General features: G+C 70.6%; 18 protein-coding genes. 4 read left to right on the top strand and 14 right to left on the bottom strand.

Annotation, left to right across the window (positions count from 1 at the left end; translation table 11 throughout):
- Positions 1 to 7: 7 nt before the first annotated feature.
- The gene (locus ACGF8B_RS15930; RefSeq protein WP_392739280.1) at positions 8 to 445 is read right to left on the bottom strand and encodes a DUF948 domain-containing protein; all 438 of its coding nucleotides are present in this window, start codon (positions 443 to 445) and stop codon (positions 8 to 10) included.
- A gap of 207 nt (positions 446 to 652) precedes the next feature.
- Here ACGF8B_RS15930 and ACGF8B_RS15935 point away from each other — a divergent pair, with 207 nt between their 5' ends.
- The gene (locus ACGF8B_RS15935) at positions 653 to 2,854 is read left to right on the top strand and encodes an ATP-binding protein (protein WP_392738617.1); all 2,202 of its coding nucleotides are present in this window, start codon (positions 653 to 655) and stop codon (positions 2,852 to 2,854) included.
- 17 nt (positions 2,855 to 2,871) lie between these two features.
- Here the strand turns inward: ACGF8B_RS15935 and rpsD are convergent, their stop codons facing one another.
- Positions 2,872 to 3,486: a 30S ribosomal protein S4 gene (rpsD, locus tag ACGF8B_RS15940; protein WP_018103888.1), complete on the bottom strand. Its 615-nt coding sequence runs from the start codon at positions 3,484 to 3,486 to the stop codon at positions 2,872 to 2,874.
- A 188-nt stretch (positions 3,487 to 3,674) separates the two neighbouring features.
- Between rpsD and ACGF8B_RS15945 the strand changes: the two genes are divergently transcribed.
- Complete coding sequence (locus ACGF8B_RS15945; protein WP_392738619.1) at positions 3,675 to 4,376, top strand: DUF2470 domain-containing protein; 702 nt, start codon at positions 3,675 to 3,677, stop codon at positions 4,374 to 4,376.
- A gap of 24 nt (positions 4,377 to 4,400) precedes the next feature.
- Here ACGF8B_RS15945 and ACGF8B_RS15950 read toward each other — a convergent pair whose 3' ends face one another.
- The 4 genes from ACGF8B_RS15950 to ACGF8B_RS15965 form a co-directional block, all read right to left on the bottom strand.
- The gene (locus tag ACGF8B_RS15950; protein ID WP_392738621.1) at positions 4,401 to 5,780 is read right to left on the bottom strand and encodes a replication-associated recombination protein A; all 1,380 of its coding nucleotides are present in this window, start codon (positions 5,778 to 5,780) and stop codon (positions 4,401 to 4,403) included.
- A 69-nt stretch (positions 5,781 to 5,849) separates the two neighbouring features.
- Positions 5,850 to 6,485 carry a vitamin K epoxide reductase family protein gene (locus ACGF8B_RS15955; RefSeq protein ID WP_392738623.1) on the bottom strand — a complete coding sequence of 212 codons (636 nt, stop codon included), beginning with the start codon at positions 6,483 to 6,485 and terminating at the stop codon, positions 5,850 to 5,852.
- Between the two features lie 770 nt (positions 6,486 to 7,255).
- Complete coding sequence (hisS, locus tag ACGF8B_RS15960; RefSeq protein ID WP_392738626.1) at positions 7,256 to 8,518, bottom strand: histidine--tRNA ligase; 1,263 nt, start codon at positions 8,516 to 8,518, stop codon at positions 7,256 to 7,258.
- 13 nt (positions 8,519 to 8,531) lie between these two features.
- Positions 8,532 to 9,218 carry an MBL fold metallo-hydrolase gene (locus ACGF8B_RS15965; RefSeq protein ID WP_392738629.1) on the bottom strand — a complete coding sequence of 229 codons (687 nt, stop codon included), beginning with the start codon at positions 9,216 to 9,218 and terminating at the stop codon, positions 8,532 to 8,534.
- Positions 9,219 to 9,367: 149 nt separating this feature from the next.
- Between ACGF8B_RS15965 and ACGF8B_RS15970 the strand changes: the two genes are divergently transcribed.
- Complete coding sequence (locus ACGF8B_RS15970) at positions 9,368 to 10,162, top strand: peptidylprolyl isomerase (protein ID WP_392738631.1); 795 nt, start codon at positions 9,368 to 9,370, stop codon at positions 10,160 to 10,162.
- A gap of 199 nt (positions 10,163 to 10,361) precedes the next feature.
- A complete protein-coding gene (locus ACGF8B_RS15975) occupies positions 10,362 to 11,591 on the top strand; it encodes a DUF349 domain-containing protein (protein ID WP_392738633.1) in 1,230 nt (409 codons plus the stop codon).
- 65 nt (positions 11,592 to 11,656) lie between these two features.
- Here the strand turns inward: ACGF8B_RS15975 and ACGF8B_RS15980 are convergent, their stop codons facing one another.
- The 8 genes from ACGF8B_RS15980 to ruvC form a co-directional block, all read right to left on the bottom strand.
- Positions 11,657 to 14,236, bottom strand: coding sequence for a RelA/SpoT family protein (locus ACGF8B_RS15980; RefSeq protein WP_392738635.1), 2,580 nt, complete (start codon positions 14,234 to 14,236; stop codon positions 11,657 to 11,659).
- A 169-nt stretch (positions 14,237 to 14,405) separates the two neighbouring features.
- The gene (locus ACGF8B_RS15985; protein WP_392738638.1) at positions 14,406 to 14,957 is read right to left on the bottom strand and encodes an adenine phosphoribosyltransferase; all 552 of its coding nucleotides are present in this window, start codon (positions 14,955 to 14,957) and stop codon (positions 14,406 to 14,408) included.
- Positions 14,954 to 16,057: a protein translocase subunit SecF gene (gene secF, locus ACGF8B_RS15990; protein ID WP_392738641.1), complete on the bottom strand. Its 1,104-nt coding sequence runs from the start codon at positions 16,055 to 16,057 to the stop codon at positions 14,954 to 14,956. Before secF ends, ACGF8B_RS15985 begins: the two co-directional genes overlap by 4 nt.
- A gap of 1 nt (position 16,058) precedes the next feature.
- A complete protein-coding gene (secD, locus tag ACGF8B_RS15995) occupies positions 16,059 to 17,798 on the bottom strand; it encodes a protein translocase subunit SecD (protein WP_392738644.1) in 1,740 nt (579 codons plus the stop codon).
- A gap of 145 nt (positions 17,799 to 17,943) precedes the next feature.
- A complete protein-coding gene (gene yajC / locus ACGF8B_RS16000) occupies positions 17,944 to 18,423 on the bottom strand; it encodes a preprotein translocase subunit YajC (protein WP_392738646.1) in 480 nt (159 codons plus the stop codon).
- Positions 18,424 to 18,588: 165 nt separating this feature from the next.
- The gene (gene ruvB, locus ACGF8B_RS16005) at positions 18,589 to 19,662 is read right to left on the bottom strand and encodes a Holliday junction branch migration DNA helicase RuvB (protein WP_392738649.1); all 1,074 of its coding nucleotides are present in this window, start codon (positions 19,660 to 19,662) and stop codon (positions 18,589 to 18,591) included.
- Between the two features lie 83 nt (positions 19,663 to 19,745).
- Positions 19,746 to 20,372 carry a Holliday junction branch migration protein RuvA gene (gene ruvA / locus ACGF8B_RS16010; RefSeq protein WP_392738651.1) on the bottom strand — a complete coding sequence of 209 codons (627 nt, stop codon included), beginning with the start codon at positions 20,370 to 20,372 and terminating at the stop codon, positions 19,746 to 19,748.
- Positions 20,369 to 20,941 (bottom strand): crossover junction endodeoxyribonuclease RuvC, encoded by a 573-nt coding sequence (ruvC, locus tag ACGF8B_RS16015; RefSeq protein WP_392738654.1) that lies wholly within the window; start codon positions 20,939 to 20,941, stop codon positions 20,369 to 20,371. Before ruvC ends, ruvA begins: the two co-directional genes overlap by 4 nt.
- Between the last annotated feature and the right edge of the window lie 104 nt (positions 20,942 to 21,045).

Below are 21,045 nucleotides of genomic sequence, written 5' to 3' on the forward strand. Positions count from 1 at the left end.
GGCTGCGTCAGTCCTTCGATCCGCGGGAGTTTCTGCCGTTGCGCTTCCTGCCGCGCGCCGACGGCACGGTACGGCCGACGACCACGGCCCGGCGGGCGGGTTCCGGTGCGGGGTCGGCCTTGCGGCCGATGGCCCGCCGCACCCCGTAGCCGAACGCGGCGACCTTGACGAGCGGGCCGCCGAAGGTCGAGGCGACGGTGGTGGAGAGTGCGGAGGCGTTGGAGGTGACTTCCTGGACGTCCGTCGCGATCGCGTCGACCTTGTCGAGCTGGGTCTGCGCGGAACGCACCGTCGCGGAGGCGTCGGCGAGCAGCGGGACCGCCTGTTCGGTCACGTCCGCCACGAGCTTGGTGGTCGCCCTGAGCGTCTGGGCCAGCCTCACCAGCACGACGGCGAGGAACGAAACCAGGATCGCCCAGAAGACGGCCACCAGGATCCCGGCCACCTCTCCACCGGACACAGTGCACCGCTCTCTAGCTTGTCGCTGTCTCTGTCTGTCTCTCCGGCGACGGCCCGTCGCAGCGGCCGGTCGTCGTCCCCCGAGCCTATCGCGCCGGTGGTCGCACCCCGTACCGCATTACCCGCGGAAAGGGTGGGCGTTGCCATAAGGAGATTGTACGGAGAGCTTTCGGGCCAGTACTCTGCGTGTCTCATGCGACGCCCCCAGCGCTCCGTTCCGTCCCCCCACGATCCGAACGGCCCCACCGCGCCCGGAAACCTCCCGGCGGAACTGAACAGATTCGTCGGCCGGGAGAACGAACTCGTCCGTCTCGCCCAGCTCCTGGAAGAGTCCAGGCTCGTCACCGTGGTCGGCGTCGGCGGCGTGGGCAAGACCCGCTGCGCCGCCAGGATCGCCGCACTCCTGGAGAAACGGTACTGCGACGGTGTCCGGATGGCCGAGCTCTCCGCCATCCACGACCCCGAACTGCTGGAACACGCCCTCGTCGACGCCCTGGGGCTCACCGACCACACCGGCAGACCGCCCCGCACCACTCTCGTCGAGCATCTGGCCGACCGCCGCCTCCTCCTGGTGATCGACGGCTTCGAGCACCTGGTCGACGCCTGCGCCGATCTCGTACGGGAACTGCTGCGCCGGGCCCCGCACCTGCGGGTGCTGGCCGCCGGGCGGCTGCCGCTCGAACTGGACGGGGAGCTGGTCTTCCCGCTCCCGCCGATGACGGACGAGGACGCGATGCTGCTCTTCGCCGAGCGGGCCGTCGCCGTGCGGCCGGACTTCGAGCTGACCGACGAGAACCGCTCGGCCACCCGGGAGCTGTGCCGCCGCCTGGACGGAATCCCGCTCGCGCTGGAGCTGGCCGCAGGACGGCTGCGCGCCCTGTCCACCGTCCAGGTGCTGCAACGTCTGGACGACCGTTTCCGGCTGCTGACCGGTTCGAGCCGCAGCGCGCTGGCGCGCCACCAGACACTGCGGACGGCGATCGGCTGGAGTCATGAACTCTGCGCCCCGGAGCAGCGGTTGCTCTGGGCCCGGCTCTCGGTCTTCGCCGGACAGTTCGACCTGGAGGCCGTCGAATACATCTGCAGCGGCACCGATCTGCCGGCCGAGTCGGTGCTCGACGTGCTCTCCGGGCTGCTCGCGCAGTCCGTCGTGCTGCGCGAGGACTCGGCGCACGGCACCCGCTACCGGATGCTGGACACAGTGCGGGAGTACGGCGCCGAGTGGCTGGCGGCCACCGATGACACCGACCGGCTGCGGCGCCGCCACCGGGACTGGTTCCTGGGGCTGGCGACCTGGTGCGAGCTCGACTGGTTCGGCCCGCGCCAGGGCGAGGTGGCCGCCCGGGTCGAGAGCGAGCTGCCGAATCTGCGGCGGGCGATGGAGTGTTCGCTGGAGAACCCGGGCGAGGCCCATCTCGCGCAGTATCTGGCGGGCACCCTGTGGTTCCTCTGGGTGGGCTGCGGCCGGCTGTCGGAGGGGCGGCACTGGCTGGACCACGTGCTGGAGGAGGACACCCCGTACGACTCCTCGCGGCTGAAGGCGCTGTGGGTGCTCGGCTACGTCGCCGTGCTGCAGGGCGATCCGGTCGGCGCGGTCTCCGCGCTGCAGGAGTGCCGGGACGAGGCGGAGCGGGCCGGTGACCCCACCGCGATCGCGTACGCGGTGCACCGGACGGGCTGCCTGGCGCTCGTCACCGACGACATGGCCCGGGCCCAGGAGCTGCTGGACGAGGCACTGCGCCGCTACCGGGAGCTCGGCGAGCTGAACAGCAATGTGCTGATGGCCCAGATCGAGCTCGCGATGGCGATCGGCTTCCAGGGGGATCCGGACGGGGCGGCCTCGATCTGCGAAGAGGTCCGGGAGATCTGCGAGGACCACGGGGAGCGGTGGGCCCTGTCGTACGCGCTGTACGTACTGGCCTTCGCGGCACTGCAGCGCGGCCGGCCGGAACAGGCCCGGGAGCTGCTCGGCCAGTCGCTGGCGATCAGCCACGCCTTCCACGACCTGCTCTGCTCGGTGCTCACCCTGGAGCTGCTGGCGCTGATCACGGCCATCGAGGGCGATCCGGCGGAGGCGGCGGTGCTCCAGGGGGCCGCCGACCGGATCTGGCCGTCGGTGGGACTGCCGCTGTTCGGGTCGGCACACTACGGGCAGCCCCGGGTGCGCTGCGAGGAACTGGCCCGCCGGGAGCTGGGCGACGACCGTTACGAAGCGGGGCTGCGCGCGGGCGGGCAGCTGGATCCGGACACCGCGGTGGCCAGAGCTCTGGCGAGCGGCCCCGCGGGGCACCGGGAGGCTCCGGGGCGGCTGCCCGGGACACTGCCCGGTCCCGGGAAAACACTCAGGCCCGCCGCCTCCCGTACTGCGGGGAGGGGCGGGCCCGAGCGCTGGTGAGAGCGACTACGCCTGGATCAGCGGGCGTAGTACTCGACGACGAGCTGCTCGTCGCAGATCACCGGGATTTCCTTGCGGTTCGGGTCCCGGTCAAGGCGGAAGGCCAGGGCCTTCAGGTTCACCTGCAGGTAGCGCGGGGTCTCACCGTCGGTGTCGTAACCACCCTCGCGGGCCACCTGGAAGGGGTGCTTGTCGCGGCTGCGCTCGCGGACCATCACGATGTCGTCGGGACGGACACGGAACGACGGCTTGTCGACCTTGCCACCGTTGACCTCGATGTGGCCGTGGACGACCATCTGGCGGGCCTGGTAGATCGTCTTGGCGATGCCCGAACGCAGAACGAGGGCGTCGAGACGGCGCTCGAGCTCGACGACCAGCGCCTCGCCCGTCTTGCCCTCGGCCTTCTTGGCGCGGTCGTAGGCGCGCGCCATCTGGCGCTCGCTGATGTCGTACTGCGCACGCAGGCGCTGCTTCTCCAGCAGACGGACCTTGTAGTCCGAGTTCTGCTTGCGACCACGGCCGTGCTCGCCCGGCGGGTAGGGGCGGGCCTCGAAGTACTTGACAGCCTTCGGCGTCAGCGCAATGCCGAGCGCGCGGCTCTTCTTGACCTTGGGACGCGACTGGTTAGGCACGTTCTCCAGACCTCCGTTGTAGGTTAGGTTAGGCTCACCTTACTTAAGGAGATCGCATGTCTCGCCCGGGGAACACCAGTCACATCACGGACAGCACTGACAGCGTCGACACCCCTCGGGGTGCCGATACGACGGAGGACCGATCAGATCGTGGTCAGCCGCGTCCCGGCGGGCTTGAAAACACTCGGATGCCGTCAGCAGCCGAGCGCACACGAACTCTCGTACAGAGTACCTGCTCGTCGGCGCTGCTCATCCCCGGGGTGGACGCAGCGGCCTGGGACCAGCTGATGCCGCTCACCCGGAGCGTCGGTCCCGACGGGGATCTGTTCCTCGAACTCCCCGCCGATTCCCCGGCCGTACGGACCGCGACGCACGCCGAGGACGACGAGCTCACGGCTGTGCTGGAGCTCACGGACGTCGCCCCGGTCTCCGTCCCGCACCGCATCCGCGGCCGCGCGTGGGTCTCCGGCTGGCTCACCACCGTACCCGGCCTCTCGGGGCCCGGCCGGATGACGCTCAGGCTGGAGACGGGCGAGGCGTACGTCGACGATCTGTGGGGCGCCGAGGAGGTCGAACCGGAGGAATTCCGGGACGCGGCCCCCGATCCGCTGATCGAGTACGAGGCCGAGCTGCTGCAACACCTGCACGCGGCGCACGGCGAGCAGCTGGCGACGCTGTGCGGGCTGCTGGGCGAGCGGACACAGGGCCGCTGCGCCGCCCATCTGCCGTCCGTCGTGCCGCTCGCACTGGACCGGCACGGGCTGCGGCTGCGGCTCTGCGACGACCGGGGGCAGTGCTACGACGCCCGCTTCGAATTCCCCGCTCCGGTGCGGGACGTCAATGAACTGCGCGACGCGATGTACACGCTCTTCGAGGCGGCGGCGCGCTGAACGGGAGCGCCGTCCCGCGCTCCCTCAGCCCGCCGACGGGCCGGTGCCGTCACCGGCCGTGCGGCCGAGCCGCTCGCGGACCCGCTCCACCACATCCGCGTAGCGCGCCTCCGCGCCGTAGCGCGTGGGCCGGTAGTAGTGCTTGTCGCGCACGGCGTCCGGGGCGTACTGCTGGGTGGCGATGCCGCCGGGGACATCGTGCGGGTACACATATCCCTGGGCATGGCCCAGCTTCGCTGCACCCTTGTAGTGGCCGTCGCGCAGATGGGCCGGGACAGGACCCGCGAGACCCTTGCGTACGTCCTCCTGGGCGGCGGAGATCGCCAGCGTCGCCGCGTTGGACTTGGGGGCCAGGGCCAGCGCGATCGTGGCATGGCTGAGGGTGAGCGCCGCCTCCGGGAAACCGATCATGGCGACCGCCTGGGCGGCCGCGACGGCGGTGGGCAGCGCCGTGGGGTCGGCGAGACCGATGTCCTCGCTGGCCGAGATCATCAGCCGCCTGGCGATGAACCGGGGATCCTCCCCCGCCTCGATCATCCGGGCCAGGTAATGCAGGGCGGCGTCCACGTCGGAGCCGCGGATCGACTTGATGAGCGCGCTCGCCACGTCGTAGTGCTGGTCGCCGTCCCGGTCGTACTTGACGGCCGCGCGGTCGACGGTCTCCTCCAGGGTCAGGAGGCTGATCTCCTTCTCCTGCTTGGACAGCGCGGCACCGGCCGCGGCCTCCAGCGCGGTCAGCGCCCGGCGGGCGTCGCCACCCGCGATCCGCAGCAGATGCGCCTCGGCGTCCTCGGGCAGGGACACCGCGCCGCCCAGCCCGCGCTCGTCGGCCAGGGCACGCCGAAGCAGGCCGCTCAGATCCTCGTCGGTGAGCGATTCCAGGGTGAGCAGCAGCGAACGGGACAGCAGCGGCGAGATGATCGAGAAGTACGGATTCTCGGTGGTCGCCGCGATCAGCGTCACCCAGCGGTTCTCCACCGCCGGCAGCAGGGAGTCCTGCTGCGCCTTGGAGAAGCGGTGGATCTCGTCGAGGAAGAGGACGGTCTCCTTGCCGTAGCCGCCGGTGGCGCGGCGGGCGCCCTCGATGACGGCGCGCACCTCCTTGACACCCGCGGTGATCGCGGAGAGCTCGACGAAGCGCTTGTTGGTGGCCTTGCTGACCACGTACGCCAGAGTCGTCTTCCCGATGCCGGGTGGGCCCCAGAGGATCACCGAGGACGGGCCGGCCGGCCCGCCGCTCCCCTCGCCGACCAGGCGGCGCAGCGGCGAGCCCGGCTTGAGCAGATGCTGCTGGCCGACGACCTCGTCGAGGGTGCGGGGGCGCATCCGGACAGCCAGTGGGCTGCTGGACGGGTCCTTCTCCTGGCGGTCTTCGGCAGCTGCGGTAAAGAGGTCGGGCTCCACGTTTTGAAGCCTATGCCACGGCACTGACATCCCTCCCGGGCCGGTGGCCCGGGAGGGTCGAAGGGCCGGTCAGCTGGTCCAGAAGTCCCACCAGCGGGTCAGGATCAGCATGCCGATGATGCCGACCCACAGGACCGGCGGCACCCAGTGGAACTCCGTCAGGCCGTTGCGCAGCCAGTTCGGCGCGGGGATGATCCGGTGCTTGATGTTGTGCGTGGTGACGTAGCAGAACATGAAGATCGTCGCGACCCAGGCCAGGCAGCACCAGAGGCAGAGCGAGTTGATGTTGTAGAGCGACTGGTACTGGAGCCAGGTGCAGAAGCCGACGCCGAACAGCGTGCCGGCGTTCATCCCGAGCCAGTACCAGCTGCGGAAGCGGGCGCCCGCGAGCAGCGCCAGCCCGATGCCGATGATCACGGGGTAGGTGGCCATGCCGAGCATCGGGTTCGGGAACCCGAAGGCGGCCGCCTGCTCGCTCTTCATGATGTTGCCGCACGCGACGACCGGGTTGAGGCTGCACCCCGGTGTGAAGTTGGGGTCCTCCAGCAACTTGAACTTGTCGATCGTGATGACCCAGGCGGCCAGGAGTCCGGCAGCACCCGTGATCACCAGCAGCAGTGCGAGCGCCCGACCGCCGCCGATGGTCCTCTTCCCGCCGTCCTCGTCCTGTTCGGAGGAGGGATGGTCAACCGCTGCTGTCGTCATATCGCCGTTCCATCAGTGAGTGGCCTGCTGGGCACGGTCATTGTGCCGTACCACGGCACAAGTCTTCTGTTCGATGGACATAAAGGTGTACCCAAAGGTCTGTGCACGACCGGCGCGGAATACAGGGGTCCGCGAGAGGCTCCGCGCCGTGACCGAACTCGCGCCGGAAGTACGCGGGCCGAGGAGGCGCTACGGCGAACCGACCGCCGTCGACGGCCCGGACCTGGGGATCCCGGCCGGGCGGGGGTGTTCGGGTTCCTCTGGCCGAACGGGTCCGGGAGGAGCGGACGGTGGAGATCCCGCAGGGTCGCCGCAGCCGCGGCGAAGGGACCGCCGCGGCGCTCGGCGTCGACCCGGCCCGCGCCGACCGTCGTTGGAGTTCCCGGGTCGGCATCGTCCGGCTGGATGAATCCGCGCCCGCCGGGTTGACGGTACGCGAGACGGTGGCGCACACCGGCCGCTGCTGCCCTGGGCCGCCGGCGGCCGGCGTCGAACAGCCCGGGAGCCGGGAGTACGGGAAGGTCGCGCCGGTCCTCGGCGCGCGGCGCGTCGGCGGGGTGCCGTACCTGCCGGCGTCCGGCGGAAGGACCGCGCGACGGCCGGCCGGGGTGCGCACGGCCCCGGTGCGCGTGGCTTCGGGGCGCGTGGCTTCGGGGCGCGTGGCTTCGGGGCGCACCGCCCCGGTGCGCGTGGCTTCGGCCCGCACCGCCCCGGTGCGCGTGGCTTCGGGGTGGCCGGCGGATCGTGCCGCCGGCCACCCCGACCGCGTCTCAGACCAGGCGCTCGCGGACCGCCCCGACCACGTCGGACAGCGGCACGGCCGTCTGCTCGCCGGACTCCATGTCCTTGAGCTGGACCGCGCCCTCGGCCAGGTCACGCTCGCCCGCGACGATCGTGAAGCGGGCCCCCGACCGGTTCGCGCTCTTCATCGCGCCCTTGAGGCCCCGGTTCCCGTACGCGAAGTCCGCCGCCACACCCTCGCGGCGCAGCTGCGTGACGATCCCGAAGAGCACCCGGCGGGCCTCCTCGCCGAGCGGCACCGCGAAGACGCTGGTGGCGGCGGGCAGTTCGAGCTCGACGCCCTCCGCCTCCAGCGCGAGCACCGTGCGGTCCACGCCGAGCGCCCAGCCGACCGACGGGAGCGCCGGTCCGCCGATCATCTCGGACAGGCCGTCGTAGCGGCCGCCGCCGCCCACCGCGGACTGCGAGCCGAGTCCGTCGTGGACGAACTCGAAGGTGGTGCGGGTGTAGTAGTCGAGGCCGCGGACGAGCTTCTCGTCGTCCTCGTACACCACGCCCGCCGCCGAGAGCAGGTCGCGCACCTCCTCGTGGTACGCCTTGCAGGCGTCGCAGAGATAGTCGCGCAGTACCGGAGCGCCGGTCAGCTGCTTCTGCACCTCGGGCCGCTTGTCGTCGAGGACCCGGAGCGGGTTGATCTCGATGCGGCGGCGGGTCTCCTCGTCCAGGTCGAGCTCGCGCAGGAAGCCCTGGAGCGCGTCCCGGTAGACGGGGCGGCACTCCTTGTCGCCCAGCGAGTTGAGCAGGATGCGGAAGTTCCGCAGGCCCAGGGCGCGGTACGCCTGGTCGGCCAGGATGATCAGCTCGGCGTCGAGCGCCGGGTCCTCGGCACCGATCGCCTCGGCGCCGACCTGCGAGAAGTGGCGGTAGCGGCCCTTCTGCGGGCGCTCGTAGCGGTAGTACGAGCCGGAGTACCAGAGCTTCACCGGCAGGTTGCCGAGCTTGTGGAGGTTGGCCTCCAGCGCGGCGCGGAGCACCGAGGCGGTGCCCTCGGGGCGCAGCGCCAGCTGGGAGCCGCCCTTGGTGGTGAGGGTGTACATCTCCTTGGTCACGATGTCGGTGGACTCGCCGACACCGCGGGAGAACAGGGCGACGTCCTCGAAGCCGGGCGTCTCGATGTAGCCGTATCCGGAGTTCTTCAGGGGGGCGGAGATCGCCTCGCGCACCGCCAGGTACTTCGCAGAGTCGGGCGGGGTCAGGTCGTACGTGCCCTTGGGGGCCTTGAAAGTGCTCACGGGATTTCTCTCGTCACATTCCTCGTCGGGGCGCGTCCATACCGTGCAGATACGGATTCGAGGCGCGCTCACGGCCGATGGTCGTCTGGGGTCCGTGGCCGGACAGCACCACGGTCGAGTCGTCGAGCGGCAGGCACACGCGGGCCAGCGACTCGAGCAGCTCGGCGTGGTCGCCGCCGGGCAGGTCGGTGCGTCCGACGGAGCCGGCGAAGAGCAGGTCGCCCGAGAAGAGGATCTGCGGAACATCCGCGGCCTCGGGCGTCCTGAACGTCACCGACCCCTTGGTATGGCCGGGCGCATGCGCGACACCCAACTCCAGACCGGCCAGCTTCAGCAGGGCGCCGTCGCTCAGCTCCTTGACGTCGTCCGGCTCCCCGATCGTCAGCTCGCCCATGAGCGGCATCCCGATGGAGCGGCCGAGGGCCTTCTCCGGGTCGCTCATCATGTACCGGTCCTCCGGGTGGATCCAGGCGGGGACGTCGTGCGCGCCGCACACCGGGACGACCGAGGCGACATGGTCGATGTGGCCGTGGGTCAGTACGACGGCGACGGGCTTCAGCCGATGCTTCTTCAGTGCTTCCTCGACTCCGGCCGCGGCCTGGTGGCCCGGGTCGATGATCACGCACTCCTCGCCTGCGGCCGGGGCGACCAGATAACAGTTGGTCCCCCAGGCCCCTGCGGGGAACCCGGCAATGAGCACGATCGTCCTTAATGGTCGTCCGACGGCGGATTGCGACTGAGAAGGTCGCGGCAGTTCAGAGCCTACCGGCGCTCCTCATTCCACAGCTAACCCATATACGGTACGGGGCAGCCAGGGCCTCATCACACGACCTACAAGGAGATCACCCGGTGGTCAGCAGCGATCAGCGGCGGCGGCAGCTCGCCAGGGAGAAGTTCGAGCGGCAGCAGCAGCGCCGGGAGGAGGCCCGCCGCAGGACGAGGCGGCTGACGGTCGTCATCGCGTCCGCGGTGGCCGTGGTGGCCGTCATCGGCGTGGGTTCCTATCTCGCCCTCGGCGACGACGACAAGAAGGACAAGGCGGACGCGGCCGCGAGTTCGAGCCCGTCGGCCGACGCGTCGCCGGAGGCGAAGGAGAGCAGTGCGCCCGAGCCCGCGATGAAGATCGACAAGAAGGCCGAGTACACCCTCTCGCTCAAGACGAGCCAGGGCGACATCGCGTTCGCGATGAAGGCGGCGAAGACGCCGCACACCACGAACTCCTTCAAGTCGCTGGCCGACAAGGGTTACTTCGACGGTACGAAGTGTCACCGTCTGACCACTCAGGGCATCTTCGTCCTCCAGTGCGGCGACCCCAAGGGCGACGGCACCGGGGGTCCCGGCTACACGATCCCGGACGAGAACCTGACCGCGCTGGGCAAGGCCGGCGCGGACGGCACGGTCACCTACCCGGCGGGCACGGTGGCGATGGCGAACACCGGCCAGCCGCACACCGGCGGCAGCCAGTTCTTCCTGGTGTACAAGGACAGCAAACTACCGCCCACCTACACCCCGTTCGGCACGATGGACGAGGCCTCGCTGAAGGCCGTCAAGGACATCGGCGCGGCGGGCGTGGCAGGTGGCGCGGCCGACGGTGCGCCGAAGAAGGCCGTGGACATCTCGAAGGCGGCCGTCGCCAAGTCCTGACCGGCTGGGGGCGGCCGGACCGGTCCGGCCGGTGACGACGGGCGCGGGACGGATTTTTTTCGGCCGCGCTGAGTGCGGACAGCCGGGCGGCCGGTCGCCTAGATTGGCGTTGTGCAGGGCGGGCGCTGCCCGCCCCAGGAAACTGTGGACGATGCCAGGGGGGCGAACCCCCTCGCGGGCATCAGGTGGAGGAGGCGCTGTGAGCAGCGACCCGTGGGGCCGTGTCGATGAGACCGGCACCGTGTACGTGCGGACAGCCGACGGCGAGCAGGTCGTCGGATCGTGGCAGGCGGGTTCCCCCGAGGAGGCTCTGGCCTACTTCGAGCGCAAGTACGAGGGCATTGTGGTCGAGATCGGCCTCCTCGAACGGCGGGTGAAGACCACCGATCTGTCGGCGAAGGACGCGACGACCGCCATCGAGCATCTGCGTCTGCAGGTGGACGAGCATCACGCCGTCGGTGACCTCGACGCGCTGCGCAAGCGGCTCGACGCGCTCGTCGCGACGGTCGACTCGCGGCGCGAGGAGCGCAAGGCCCAGAAGGCGAAGCAGACCGACGAGGCGAAGCACGCCAAGGAGGCCCTGGTCGTCGAGGCCGAGGAGCTGGCGCAGAGCGAGCAGTGGCGCTCCGCGGGCGAGCGGCTCCGTGCGCTGGTCGACACGTGGAAGGGCCTGCCGCGGCTCGACCGCAAGTCCGACGACGAGTTGTGGCACCGCTTCTCGCATGCCCGCTCGGCGTTCTCCAAGCGCCGCAAGGCCCACTTCGCGTCGCTGGACGCCCAGCGCGAGGAGGCCCGCAAGGCCAAGGAGAAGCTGGTCGTCGAGGCGGAGTCGCTCTCCGGCTCCACCGACTGGGGGGCCACGGCCGCCCGCTACCGCGACCTGATGACGGAGTGGAAGGCGGCGGGCCGCGCCCAGCGCGAGGCCGAGGACGATCTGTGGAACCGCTTCCGCGGTGCTCAGGACGTCTTCTTCGCCGCCCGCGGCGAGGTCTTCGCCGAGCGGGACGCGGAGCAGGGCGAGAACCTCAAGCTGAAGGAGGAGCTCGCGGTCGAGGCCGAGCGTCTGGTGCCGGTGAAGGACCTGAAGGCGGCCAGGGCCGCGTTCCGGGCCATCAACGAGCGCTGGGAGGCCGTCGGCCACGTACCCCGTGACGCCCGCCCGAAGGTCGAGGGGCGGATGCACACGGTGGAGCGGGCGCTCCAGGAGGCCGAGGAGTCGGAGTGGCGGCGGACGAACCCGGAGGCGCGTGCGCGTGCCGCGGGTCTGACCGGTCAGCTCCAGGCGGCCGTGGACAAACTGCGTTCGCAGATCGACACGGCCCGCGCCTCGGGCAACAACGCCCGCGCCGACAAGCTGGCCAAGGAGCTGGAGGGCCGGCAGGCGCTGCTGGACCAGGCTCTGAAGGGGCTTGAGGAGTTCGGCGGCTGATCCCCCGGACGAAGCGGAGGGCCCCGGTACGCGATGCGTACCGGGGCCCTTCTGCTGCGCGGCCGCTACGGTCTGCGGGCCGAGGTCACCCGGTACACGTCGTAGACGCCCTCCACGCCCCGTACCGCCTTCAGTACGTGGCCGAGGTGCTTCGGGTCGCCCATCTCGAAGGTGAAGCGCGAGGTGGCCACCCGGTCCCGGGAGGTCTGCACGGCCGCCGACAGGATGTTGACGTGCTGATCGGACAGGACGCGGGTGACGTCCGAGAGCAGCCGGGACCGGTCGAGGGCCTCGACCTGGATGGCGACCAGGAAGACCGAGGACTGGGTCGGCGCCCACTCGACCTCCAGGATCCGTTCCGGCTGCTGCGACAGCGAGTCGACGTTGACGCAGTCGGCGCGGTGCACGGAGACGCCGCTGCCCCGGGTGACGAAGCCGATGATCGGATCGCCGGGGACGGGCGTGCAGCAGCGGGCCAGTTTGACCCAGACGTCCTCGACGCCCTTGACGACCACGCCCGGATCGGCGTTGGAACGGCGCTTGTTGCGGCTGCGCGAGGGCGGCGAGCTCTCGGCGATGTCCTCGTTGGCCTCGTCCTCGCCGCCGAGCGCCTGGACCAGCTTGTGCACGACCCCGGCGGCCGCGACGTGTCCCTCGCCGATCGCCGCGTACAGCGACGAGATGTCGGGGTAGCGCATCTCGTGGGCGAGGGTGACCAGGGAGTCGCCGGTCAGGATGCGCTGGATCGGCAGGTTCTGCTTGCGCATGGCGCGCGCGATGGCGTCCTTGCCCTGCTCGATCGCCTCGTCGCGGCGCTCCTTGGAGAACCAGGCCCGGATCTTGTTGCGGGCGCGGGGCGACTTGACGAAGCCCAGCCAGTCCCGGGAGGGACCGGCGCCGGCCGCCTTGGAGGTGAAGACCTCCACCAGGTCGCCGTTGTCGAGCGTCGATTCGAGCGGTACGAGCCGCCCGTTGACCCGTGCTCCTATGGTCCGGTGGCCGACCTCCGTGTGCACCGCGTACGCGAAGTCGACCGGGGTCGCACCCGCGGGCAGCGCTATGACGTCGCCCTTGGGCGTGAAGACGAAGACCTCGTTGCGGGAGAGGTCGAAGCGCAGCGACTCCAGGAACTCGCTGGGGTCCTCGGTCTCCTTCTGCCAGTCCAGGAGCTGGCGCAGCCACGCCATGTCGTTGACGGTGTCCTGGCTCCGGCCGCCGCCCGTGTTCTTGGGGGCGTCGGTACGCACCTTGGAGGCGCCCGCGACGGCCTCCTGCTTGTACTTCCAGTGCGCGGCGATGCCGTACTCGGCGCGGCGGTGCATGTCGAAGGTGCGGATCTGCAGTTCGACGGGCTTGCCGCTGGGACCGATCACCGTGGTGTGCAGCGACTGGTACATGTTGAACTTGGGCATCGCGATGTAGTCCTTGAACCGGCCGGGGACCGGATTCCATCGCGCGTGGACGGTGCCGAGCGCCGCGTAGCAGTCGCGGACGGTGTCGACGAGAACCCGGATTCCCACCAGGTCGTAGATCTCGGCGAAGTCCCTGCCCCGCACGATCATCTTCTGGTAGACGCTGTAGTAGTGCTTCGGCCGCCCGGTGACGGTGGCCTTGATCCGGGCGGCGCGCAGGTCGGCCTGGACCTCGTCGGTCACTATGGCGAGGTACTCGTCGCGCTTGGGGGCCCGCTCGGCGACGAGACGGACGATCTCGTCGTACATCTTGGGGTAGAGGATCGCGAAGGCGAGGTCCTCCAGCTCCCACTTGATGGTGTTCATGCCCAGGCGGTGCGCCAGCGGGGCGTAGATCTCAAGCGTCTCGCGGGCCTTCTTCTCCTGCTTCTCCCGCTTGAGGTAGCGCATGGTGCGCATGTTGTGCAGCCGGTCGGCGAGCTTGATGACCAGGACCCGGGGGTCCTTGGCCATGGCGACGACCATCTTGCGTACGGTCTCGGCCTGGGCGGCCTCGCCGAACTTGACCCTGTCCAGCTTGGTGACGCCGTCTACCAGCAGGGCGACCTGGTCGCCGAAGTCGCGGCGCAGGGTGTCCAGGCCGTACTCGGTGTCCTCGACGGTGTCGTGCAGCAGTCCGGCCATCAGCGTCGCCGGGTCCATGCCCAGCTCGGCGAGGATCGTCGTCACGGCGAGCGGATGGGTGATGTACGGGTCGCCGCTCTTGCGCTTCTGGCCGCGGTGCCAGCGCTCGGCGACCTGGTAGGCCCGCTCGATCTGGCGCAGCGTGGCCGTCTCGATCTTGGTGTCGTTGCTCCGGACGATGCGCAGCAGCGGTTCGAGCACCGGGTTGTACGGGCTGGAGCGCTGGACCCCGAGACGGGCCAGCCTGGCCCTCACCCGGTTGGACGAGCCGCCGGAGCGGGTCGTGGGGGCGGTCGGCGGGACCGGCCTGGCCGCGGGCTTGGCGGGCGGCTTCGGGGCGGACGCCGCCGGGGAGACGGGTGCGGCCGGCTGTGCGGGAGAAGCGGGCGCTGCCCCGGGGGCCGCGGCTCCTGCCCGGGCCGGGCCCTGTCCGGTCTCGGGGGCCGGGGGCTTCGGCTTGTCCGCGGGCTGCTTCTTCCCGGGCGTGGCTGAGGCCGCCGCGGGCTTGTCGGGCTGCGGGGCGGCGACTGGCTGGGCCTCGTCTGGCAAGAGCGCTCCTCGTGCGGATCCGGGTACCCGGAAAGGCCATCGTATCCACCCTGTGGCCGGTCCTCCCCCGGGGACCGTGGAGACTCCCGACAACGCGGGACGGGCACCCGGTTGTTCCCGGGTGCCCGTCCTGTTCGCACGAACTGTTGCCGCATACGGTCGGAACTGCTCAGACCGTGATCAGAACCTCCAGCGGCGCGCCCCGCAGGCCCTGCTCCAGCCGGGCCCGTCCGGGGAGGAAACCGAGCTCCATGAGGACCGCGACGCCCGCGACCTCGGCACCGGCCCGCCGGATCAGCTCCAGCGAGGCCTCGGCGGTGCCGCCGGTGGCGAGGATGTCGTCGATGACCATGATCCGGTCGTCGGCGGACAGGTCCTCCGCGTGGATCTCGATCTCGGCGGTGCCGTACTCCAGCTCGTACGCCTGGCTGAGCGTGGCTCCGGGCAGCTTCCCCGCCTTGCGGACGGGTACGAAGCCGAGCCCGGCCCGGACCGCGACCGGGGCGGCCAGGATGAAGCCGCGCGCCTCCAGGCCGACGACCTTCGTGGCGCCGTGCCGTACGCACAGCTCGACGAGGGTGTCGGTGAGCGCCGAGAAGGCCACCGGGTCCGCGAGCAGCGGGGTGATGTCCTTGAACAGCACGCCCGGCTTCGGGTAGTCCCGGACGTCGCGGATCCGGCTGAGCAGGAGCTCGCGGGTGGTGTCGGTGGTGCTGGTCATCGACGCTTCCCCGGGGTCCGGCCGTGGCCCCTGGGGGGCTGCTGGCGCTGGCCGACGACCGCGGCGGCGGGCGTCGCGTCCTGCGGGTGGTCGTCGTCCGACTGCTCGTCCTCGGCGGACTCGCCCTTGGCGGCGGCCGCCGCGCGCTTGGCGAGGATCCGCTTCTTCAGGGCCTTCATCTGCGGGTCGCGTTCCTTGAGGTCGGCGACGAGCGGCGTGGCGATGAAGATCGAGGAGTACGCACCGGCGGCGAGGCCGACGAAGAGCGCCAGGGAGATGTCGTTCAGCATGCCGGCGCCGAGGACGCCGCCACCGATGAACAGCAGACCGGCCACCGGCAGCAGGGCCACCACGGTGGTGTTGATGGAGCGGACCAGCGTGCCGTTGATGGAGCGGTTGGCGATCTCGCTGTACGTCCACCGGGTCTGCTTGGTGATCCCCTGCGTGCCCTCCTTGAGGCTGTCGAAGACGACGACCGTGTCGTAGAGGGAGTAACCGAGGATGGTCAGCAGACCGATCACGGTGCCCGGGGTGACCTCGAAGCCGACCAGGGCGTAGACACCGACCGTGATGGTGATGTCGTGGATCAGCGCGACGAGGGCCGCGATGGCCATCCGCCATTCGAAGGCGATGGCCAGGTAGATCACGACGAGGACCATGAAGATACCGAGGCCGGTCCAGGCCTTGTTGGCGATCTGCTCACCCCAGCTGGGGCCGACCAGGTCGGCGGCGATCTTCTCCGCGGGAACGTCGAGGTCCTTGGAGAGCGAGTTCTTGATCTCGTCGGACTTCGCGGTGTCGACCTCGGTGATCTGGATGCGCAGACCGCCGTTGCCGAGCTTCTGGACAATCGCCTGGTGGCCGGATGCCTCCGTGGCCAGGTCCTCCGCCTTGGCGACGGTGACGCTGGTCTTCGGGGTGGTGAAGACCGCGCCGCCCTTGAACTCGATGCCCATGTTCAGGCCGCTGACCGCCAGGCCGACGATGGCCGTGATGGTGATCAGGATCGAGATCCCGTACCAGATCTTGCGCTTGCCGATGAAGTCGTAGCCGACCTCGCCTCGGTAGAGACGGGCGCCGAGAGTGCCGAGTCGCGACATCTCACGCCTCCTTCGGGTCAGTGGGGGCGTTGACACGGCGCGAGCGGCGAAGCGGCGGCTTGGCGCCGAGCCGCTTCGGGTCCAGGCCGGACCACGGGTGACCGCCGGCGAAGAACTTCGTACGGGCCATCAGCGTCATGACCGGCTTGGTGAAGAGGAACACCACGACCACGTCGAGCAGGGTGGTGAGCCCCAGCGTGAACGCGAAGCCCTGGACCTTGCCGACGGTGACCACGAAGAGCACCGCGGCGGCGAGGAACGACACGAAGTCGGAGACCAGGATGGTGCGCCGGGCGCGCGGCCAGGCCCGCTCGACGGCCGGACGGAGCGTGCGGCCCTCGCGGATCTCGTCGCGGACGCGTTCGAAGTACACGATGAAGGAGTCCGCGGTGATACCGATGGCCACGATGGCGCCGCAGACCGCCGGGAGGTTCAGCGCGAAGCCGATGGCCGGGCCGAGCAGCGACATGAGCGTGTAGGTCAGGATGCCGGAGACCAGGAGGCTCAGAAGCGCGATGAACGCGAGGCCCCGGTAGTAGGCCACCAGGTAGATGACCACCAGGGCCAGACCGATGGCACCGGCGATCAGACCGGCCTGGAGCTGCTCGCCGCCGAGCGCGGCGGTGACCGTGGTGACGCTCTGCTCCTTGAACGAGAGCGGGAGCGCACCGTAGGAGAGCACGTTGGCCAGGTCCTCGGCGGACTGCTGGGTGAAGCTGCCGGAGATCTCGGCGCTGCCGCTGAGCGTGGTGTTCACCTGGGGCGCGGAGACGACCTCGCCGTCCAGCGCGATGGCGAACTGGTTCTGCGGGGACTGCTGCGCGGAGAGCTTCTTGGTGATCGTCTGGAACTGCTTGGAGCCCTTCTTGGTGAACTCCATGTTGACGATCCACATGCCGCGCTGCTGGTCGAAGCCGGCCTTGGCGTTGTCGACCTCGGTGCCGGACACCTCGGACGGGCCCAGGACGTACTTCGCGTCACCCTCGGAGCTGCACGCGACGACCATGTCTGTGGGCTTGGCCCCCCGTGCGGCCTCGGCGCGGGACGCCTTGCTGGAGCAGTCCAGCGCCGCGAACTGCTTCTGCAGCTTGGCCGCGGCGGCCTCGTCGGCGGCGGAAGCGGACGGCGTGGCGTCGGCCTTGGGCGTGGTGCTCGTCTTGGGGGACGGCGTGGAGTCGGCCTTGAGGGCGCCGGTGACCGCGCGGCCCTGGGTGGTGGCGCTCGCGTTCGGCGTCGCCGACGTCTTGCCCTTGTCGGCGGTGGGGGCGCTGGAACTGCCGGACGGGGTGGGCTTGCCGGACGACGAGGCGCTGGGCTCCGGAGTGGGCGTGCCCTGGGCGACGGTCAGCACCGGCCGGAAGTAGAGCTTGGCCGTGGTGCCGACCTGCTCCCGGGCCTGGGCTGAGTTCGTGCCCTTGGGGATGTTGACGATGATGTTGCTCTTGCCCTGTGTCTGGACCTCGGCCTCGGAGACGCCAAGACCATTGACACGGCGCTCCATGATCTGGACCGCCGTGTCCATGTTGGTCTTGTTGATCGCCGATTCCTGGCCCGGCTCGCTCTTCGCCTCAAGCGTGATCGAGGTGCCGCCCGCCAGGTCGATGCCGAGCCGTGGGGTCGGCTGATCGGCCAGGAACATCCCGCCGGTGAGCGCGACCATGGCGATCAGGATCAGAGCCAGGGAGCGCCCCGGCCTGCCCTGACCGCCGGCCGGCGCTCGCCTCTTCTTCGGTGCTGCCACCTTCTCGTTTCTCCCTGTCCAACCGCCCCGCGCCGGGTACGCGCCCGAGCGGCCACGAAGTGTAGTGGGGACCCGTCCCCGCAGAAGACCGCACGGTACCGGGAATGCCGGACGCCGGTGGGCTCACGGCATCCCCGGGCGTGGGTTACTTCGCGTCGGACTCGCCGTCGTCCTTGCCCTCGGACTTCTTGCCGGACTCGTCGTCCTTCGGCTCGGCGTCCTCGGCCTTCTTGCCGAGGTCGATCCGGGCGTCGTCCGAGGCGTCCTTGTCGGCGTCGTCCCCGGTCAGCGAGGAGGCGTCGTCGGGGACGACGGTGCCGTCGAGGTCGAGGCCGCTCTCGTCGTCGCCGTGGACGATGCGGTTGTACTCCGCGTCGTCGAGGACGGCGCCGATGGCGTTCTTGGCGTAGATGGCGTGGACGCCGGGCGCGATCTCAAGGAGAACCGTGTCGTCGTGCAGCTCCTTGACGGTGGCGTACATGCCCCCGATCGTCCGGACGCCGGTGCCGGGCTGCATCTCGTTGCGCATCTGGGCGGCGGCCGCCTGCTTCTTCTTGGCGGACCGCGTCATCAGGAACATGGCCCCGATGAGCACGATGAAGGGGAGGAGAGTCACGGGATTCACGGGACGAGTTTCCTTCGCACGACCGCGCTCGAAGGCGGCCTGTATCTACGGGGGTGGGTACACCGACCTGTAAGGGCGGCATCGGCGGAGTCTAAGCGAGTCCGCATCGATGGAACAACGCCCAGCGCCGCCCTGTGGTTCCTGCTCCGGTCAAGCTGTGACAGATCACGCCCCGAACAGGCCCTGTTGTCCCTTTCCGCCTTGCTGCGGAGGCACGAGCCCCAGATGGGCCCAGGCCGCGGGTGTCGCGACCCGTCCGCGCGGCGTCCTGGCCAGCAGGCCCTCCCGTACCAGGAAGGGCTCCGCGACCTCCTCGACGGTCTCGCGCTCCTCCCCCACGGCGACCGCGAGGGTGGACAGCCCGACGGGGCCGCCGCCGAAGAGCTTGAGCAGGGCGCCCAGCACCGCGCGGTCGAGCCGGTCGAGACCGCGGGCATCGACCTCGTAGACCCCGAGGGCGGTGGCGGCGACCGGGCGGTCGATCCGCCCGTCGGCCTTGACCTGGGCGTAGTCCCGGACACGGCGCAGCAGCCGGTTGGCGATCCGGGGGGTGCCGCGGGAGCGTCCGGCGATCTCGGCGGCGCCGTCCGCGTCTATCTCCACGTCGAGGAGGCGGGCGGAGCGGTGGATGACGCGCTCCAGCTCGGTGGGGGCGTAGAACTCCATGTGGCCGGTGAAGCCGAAGCGGTCGCGCAGCGGCGGCGGCAGCAGGCCGGCCCTGGTGGTCGCGCCGACCAGGGTGAACGGCGGCAGTTCCAGCGGGATCGCCGTGGCGCCGGGGCCCTTGCCGACGATGACGTCGACCCGGAAGTCCTCCATGGCCATGTAGAGCATCTCCTCGGCCGGCCGCGACATGCGGTGGATCTCGTCGAGGAAGAGGACCTCGCCCTCCTGGAGGGAGGACAGGATCGCGGCGAGATCACCCGCGTGCTGGATCGCGGGGCCGGAGGTGATCCGGATCGGCGCGCCCATCTCGGCCGCGATGATCATGGAGAGGGTGGTCTTGCCGAGGCCGGGGGCGCCGGAGAGCAGGACGTGGTCGGCGGTGGCGCCGCGGGCCCGGGCCGCCTTGAGGACCAGGTCGAGCTGTTCGCGCACCTTCTCCTGGCCGACGAATTCGTCCAGGTCCTTCGGGCGCAGCGCCGCTTCGACCGCGGTGTCCTCGCCGTCCGCGTCGGCATGGACGAGGCTCTCGTCGAGCCGCTCGTCGGTGTCGGGTCCGGTCTCGTCCCAGTTCATTCAGTCTGTCCCGCCTCGGGTGTTTCGGTGCCGTGCGGTGCCCGGCCCGGCGTCGGGGTGTTCCCCGGGGTGCGGCGCTCCGGTCAGCGCGCGCGGTTGAGGGTCTGGAGTGCGGCGCGCAGCAGCTGCGGCACGGGGGCCGCTCCGCCCTCGGCGATCGCCGCCTCGGCCTGGGGGGCGACGGCGGTGACCGCCTCGTCGGCCTCGCGGGTGGCGTAGCCGAGGCCGATCAGGGCGGCCTGGAGCTGGTCGCGCCAGGAGCTGGTGACCGCGGTACCGATGCCCTGGCGGCCGATGTGTGCGCCGACCGGCTCGCCCAGCCTGTCCTTCAGTTCGAGGAGGAGTTTCTGCGCGCCCTTCTTGCCGATGCCGGAGACGGCGGTGAGCGCCTTCTCGTCGCCGGTGGCGACGGCGGTGCGCAGGGCGTCCGGGCTGTGGGTGGCGAGCATCGCCTGGGCGAGCCGGGGTCCGACACCGCTGGCAGTCTGGAGCAGCTCGAAGACCTGCCGCTCGTCGTCGTCGGCGAAGCCGTAGAGGGTGAGGGAGTCCTCCCGTACGACGAGGGAGGTGGCGAGCCTGGCCTCCTTGCCGATCCGGAGGGCGGCGAGGGTGTTCGGCGCGCACTGGACGGCCATGCCGATGCCGCCGACCTCGATCACGGCCGTGGTCGGGGCGAGCGCGGCGACGGGGCCGCTGACGAAGGCGATCATCGGGGGACCTTCCGGACGGGAACTGCGGGGGTGCGGGGGACGCGCGGGGTGCGGGACGCGGCGGCTGCCGCGTGGGCCTGCTGGAGGCGGTTGACGGCGGGGGCACGCCAGATGTGGCAGATGGCGAGGGCCAGGGCGTCGGCCGCGTCGGCCGGCTTCGGCGGGGCGTCGAGCCGCAGCAGCCGGGTGACCATCGCGCCGACCTGTGCCTTGTCGGCGCGGCCACTGCCCGTGACGGCGGCCTTGACCTCGCTGGGGGTGTGCAGGGCGACGGGAATGCCGCGGCGCGACGCGCAGAGCATGGCGACGGCGCTGGCCTGGGCGGTGCCCATGACCGTACGGACGTTGTGCTGGCTGAACACCCGCTCCACGGCGACGAATTCGGGCCGGTGCTCGTCGAGCCATTCCTCGATGCCGCGCTCGATGGCGACCAGCCGGTGGCCGAGCTCGGCATCGACCGGGGTGCGCACGACCCCGACGCCGCGCATCGTCAGGGGGCGGCCGGCGACGCCTTCGACGACGCCGACACCGCACCGGGTCAGCCCCGGGTCCACGCCCAGCACCCGCATGGGACGCCCCCTCCGTACCGATCGGTCAACTGTTCCCGCAGGCTATCGGCTCGCACTGACAATGCGACGGGCCGACGGGGTGTGTCCCCGTCGGCCCGTCGCTG

The sequence above is a fragment of the Streptomyces sp. NPDC047917 genome, assembly GCF_043204345.1.
GTDB classification, from domain to species: domain Bacteria; phylum Actinomycetota; class Actinomycetes; order Streptomycetales; family Streptomycetaceae; genus Streptomyces; species Streptomyces sanglieri.

Coding starts and splice junctions, on each gene's coding strand:
- ruvB (WP_392738649.1), bottom strand. CDS start 19,662: ATGAACTGGGACGAGACCGGACCCGACACCGACGAGCGGCTCGACGAG.
- ruvA (WP_392738651.1), bottom strand. CDS start 20,372: ATGATCGCCTTCGTCAGCGGCCCCGTCGCCGCGCTCGCCCCGACCACG.
- ACGF8B_RS15945 (WP_392738619.1), top strand. CDS start 3,675: ATGCCGTCAGCAGCCGAGCGCACACGAACTCTCGTACAGAGTACCTGC.
- ACGF8B_RS15985 (WP_392738638.1), bottom strand. CDS start 14,957: ATGACCAGCACCACCGACACCACCCGCGAGCTCCTGCTCAGCCGGATC.
- secF (WP_392738641.1), bottom strand. CDS start 16,057: ATGTCGCGACTCGGCACTCTCGGCGCCCGTCTCTACCGAGGCGAGGTC.
- ruvC (WP_392738654.1), bottom strand. CDS start 20,941: ATGCGGGTGCTGGGCGTGGACCCGGGGCTGACCCGGTGCGGTGTCGGC.
- ACGF8B_RS15955 (WP_392738623.1), bottom strand. CDS start 6,485: ATGACGACAGCAGCGGTTGACCATCCCTCCTCCGAACAGGACGAGGAC.
- ACGF8B_RS15935 (WP_392738617.1), top strand. CDS start 653: ATGCGACGCCCCCAGCGCTCCGTTCCGTCCCCCCACGATCCGAACGGC.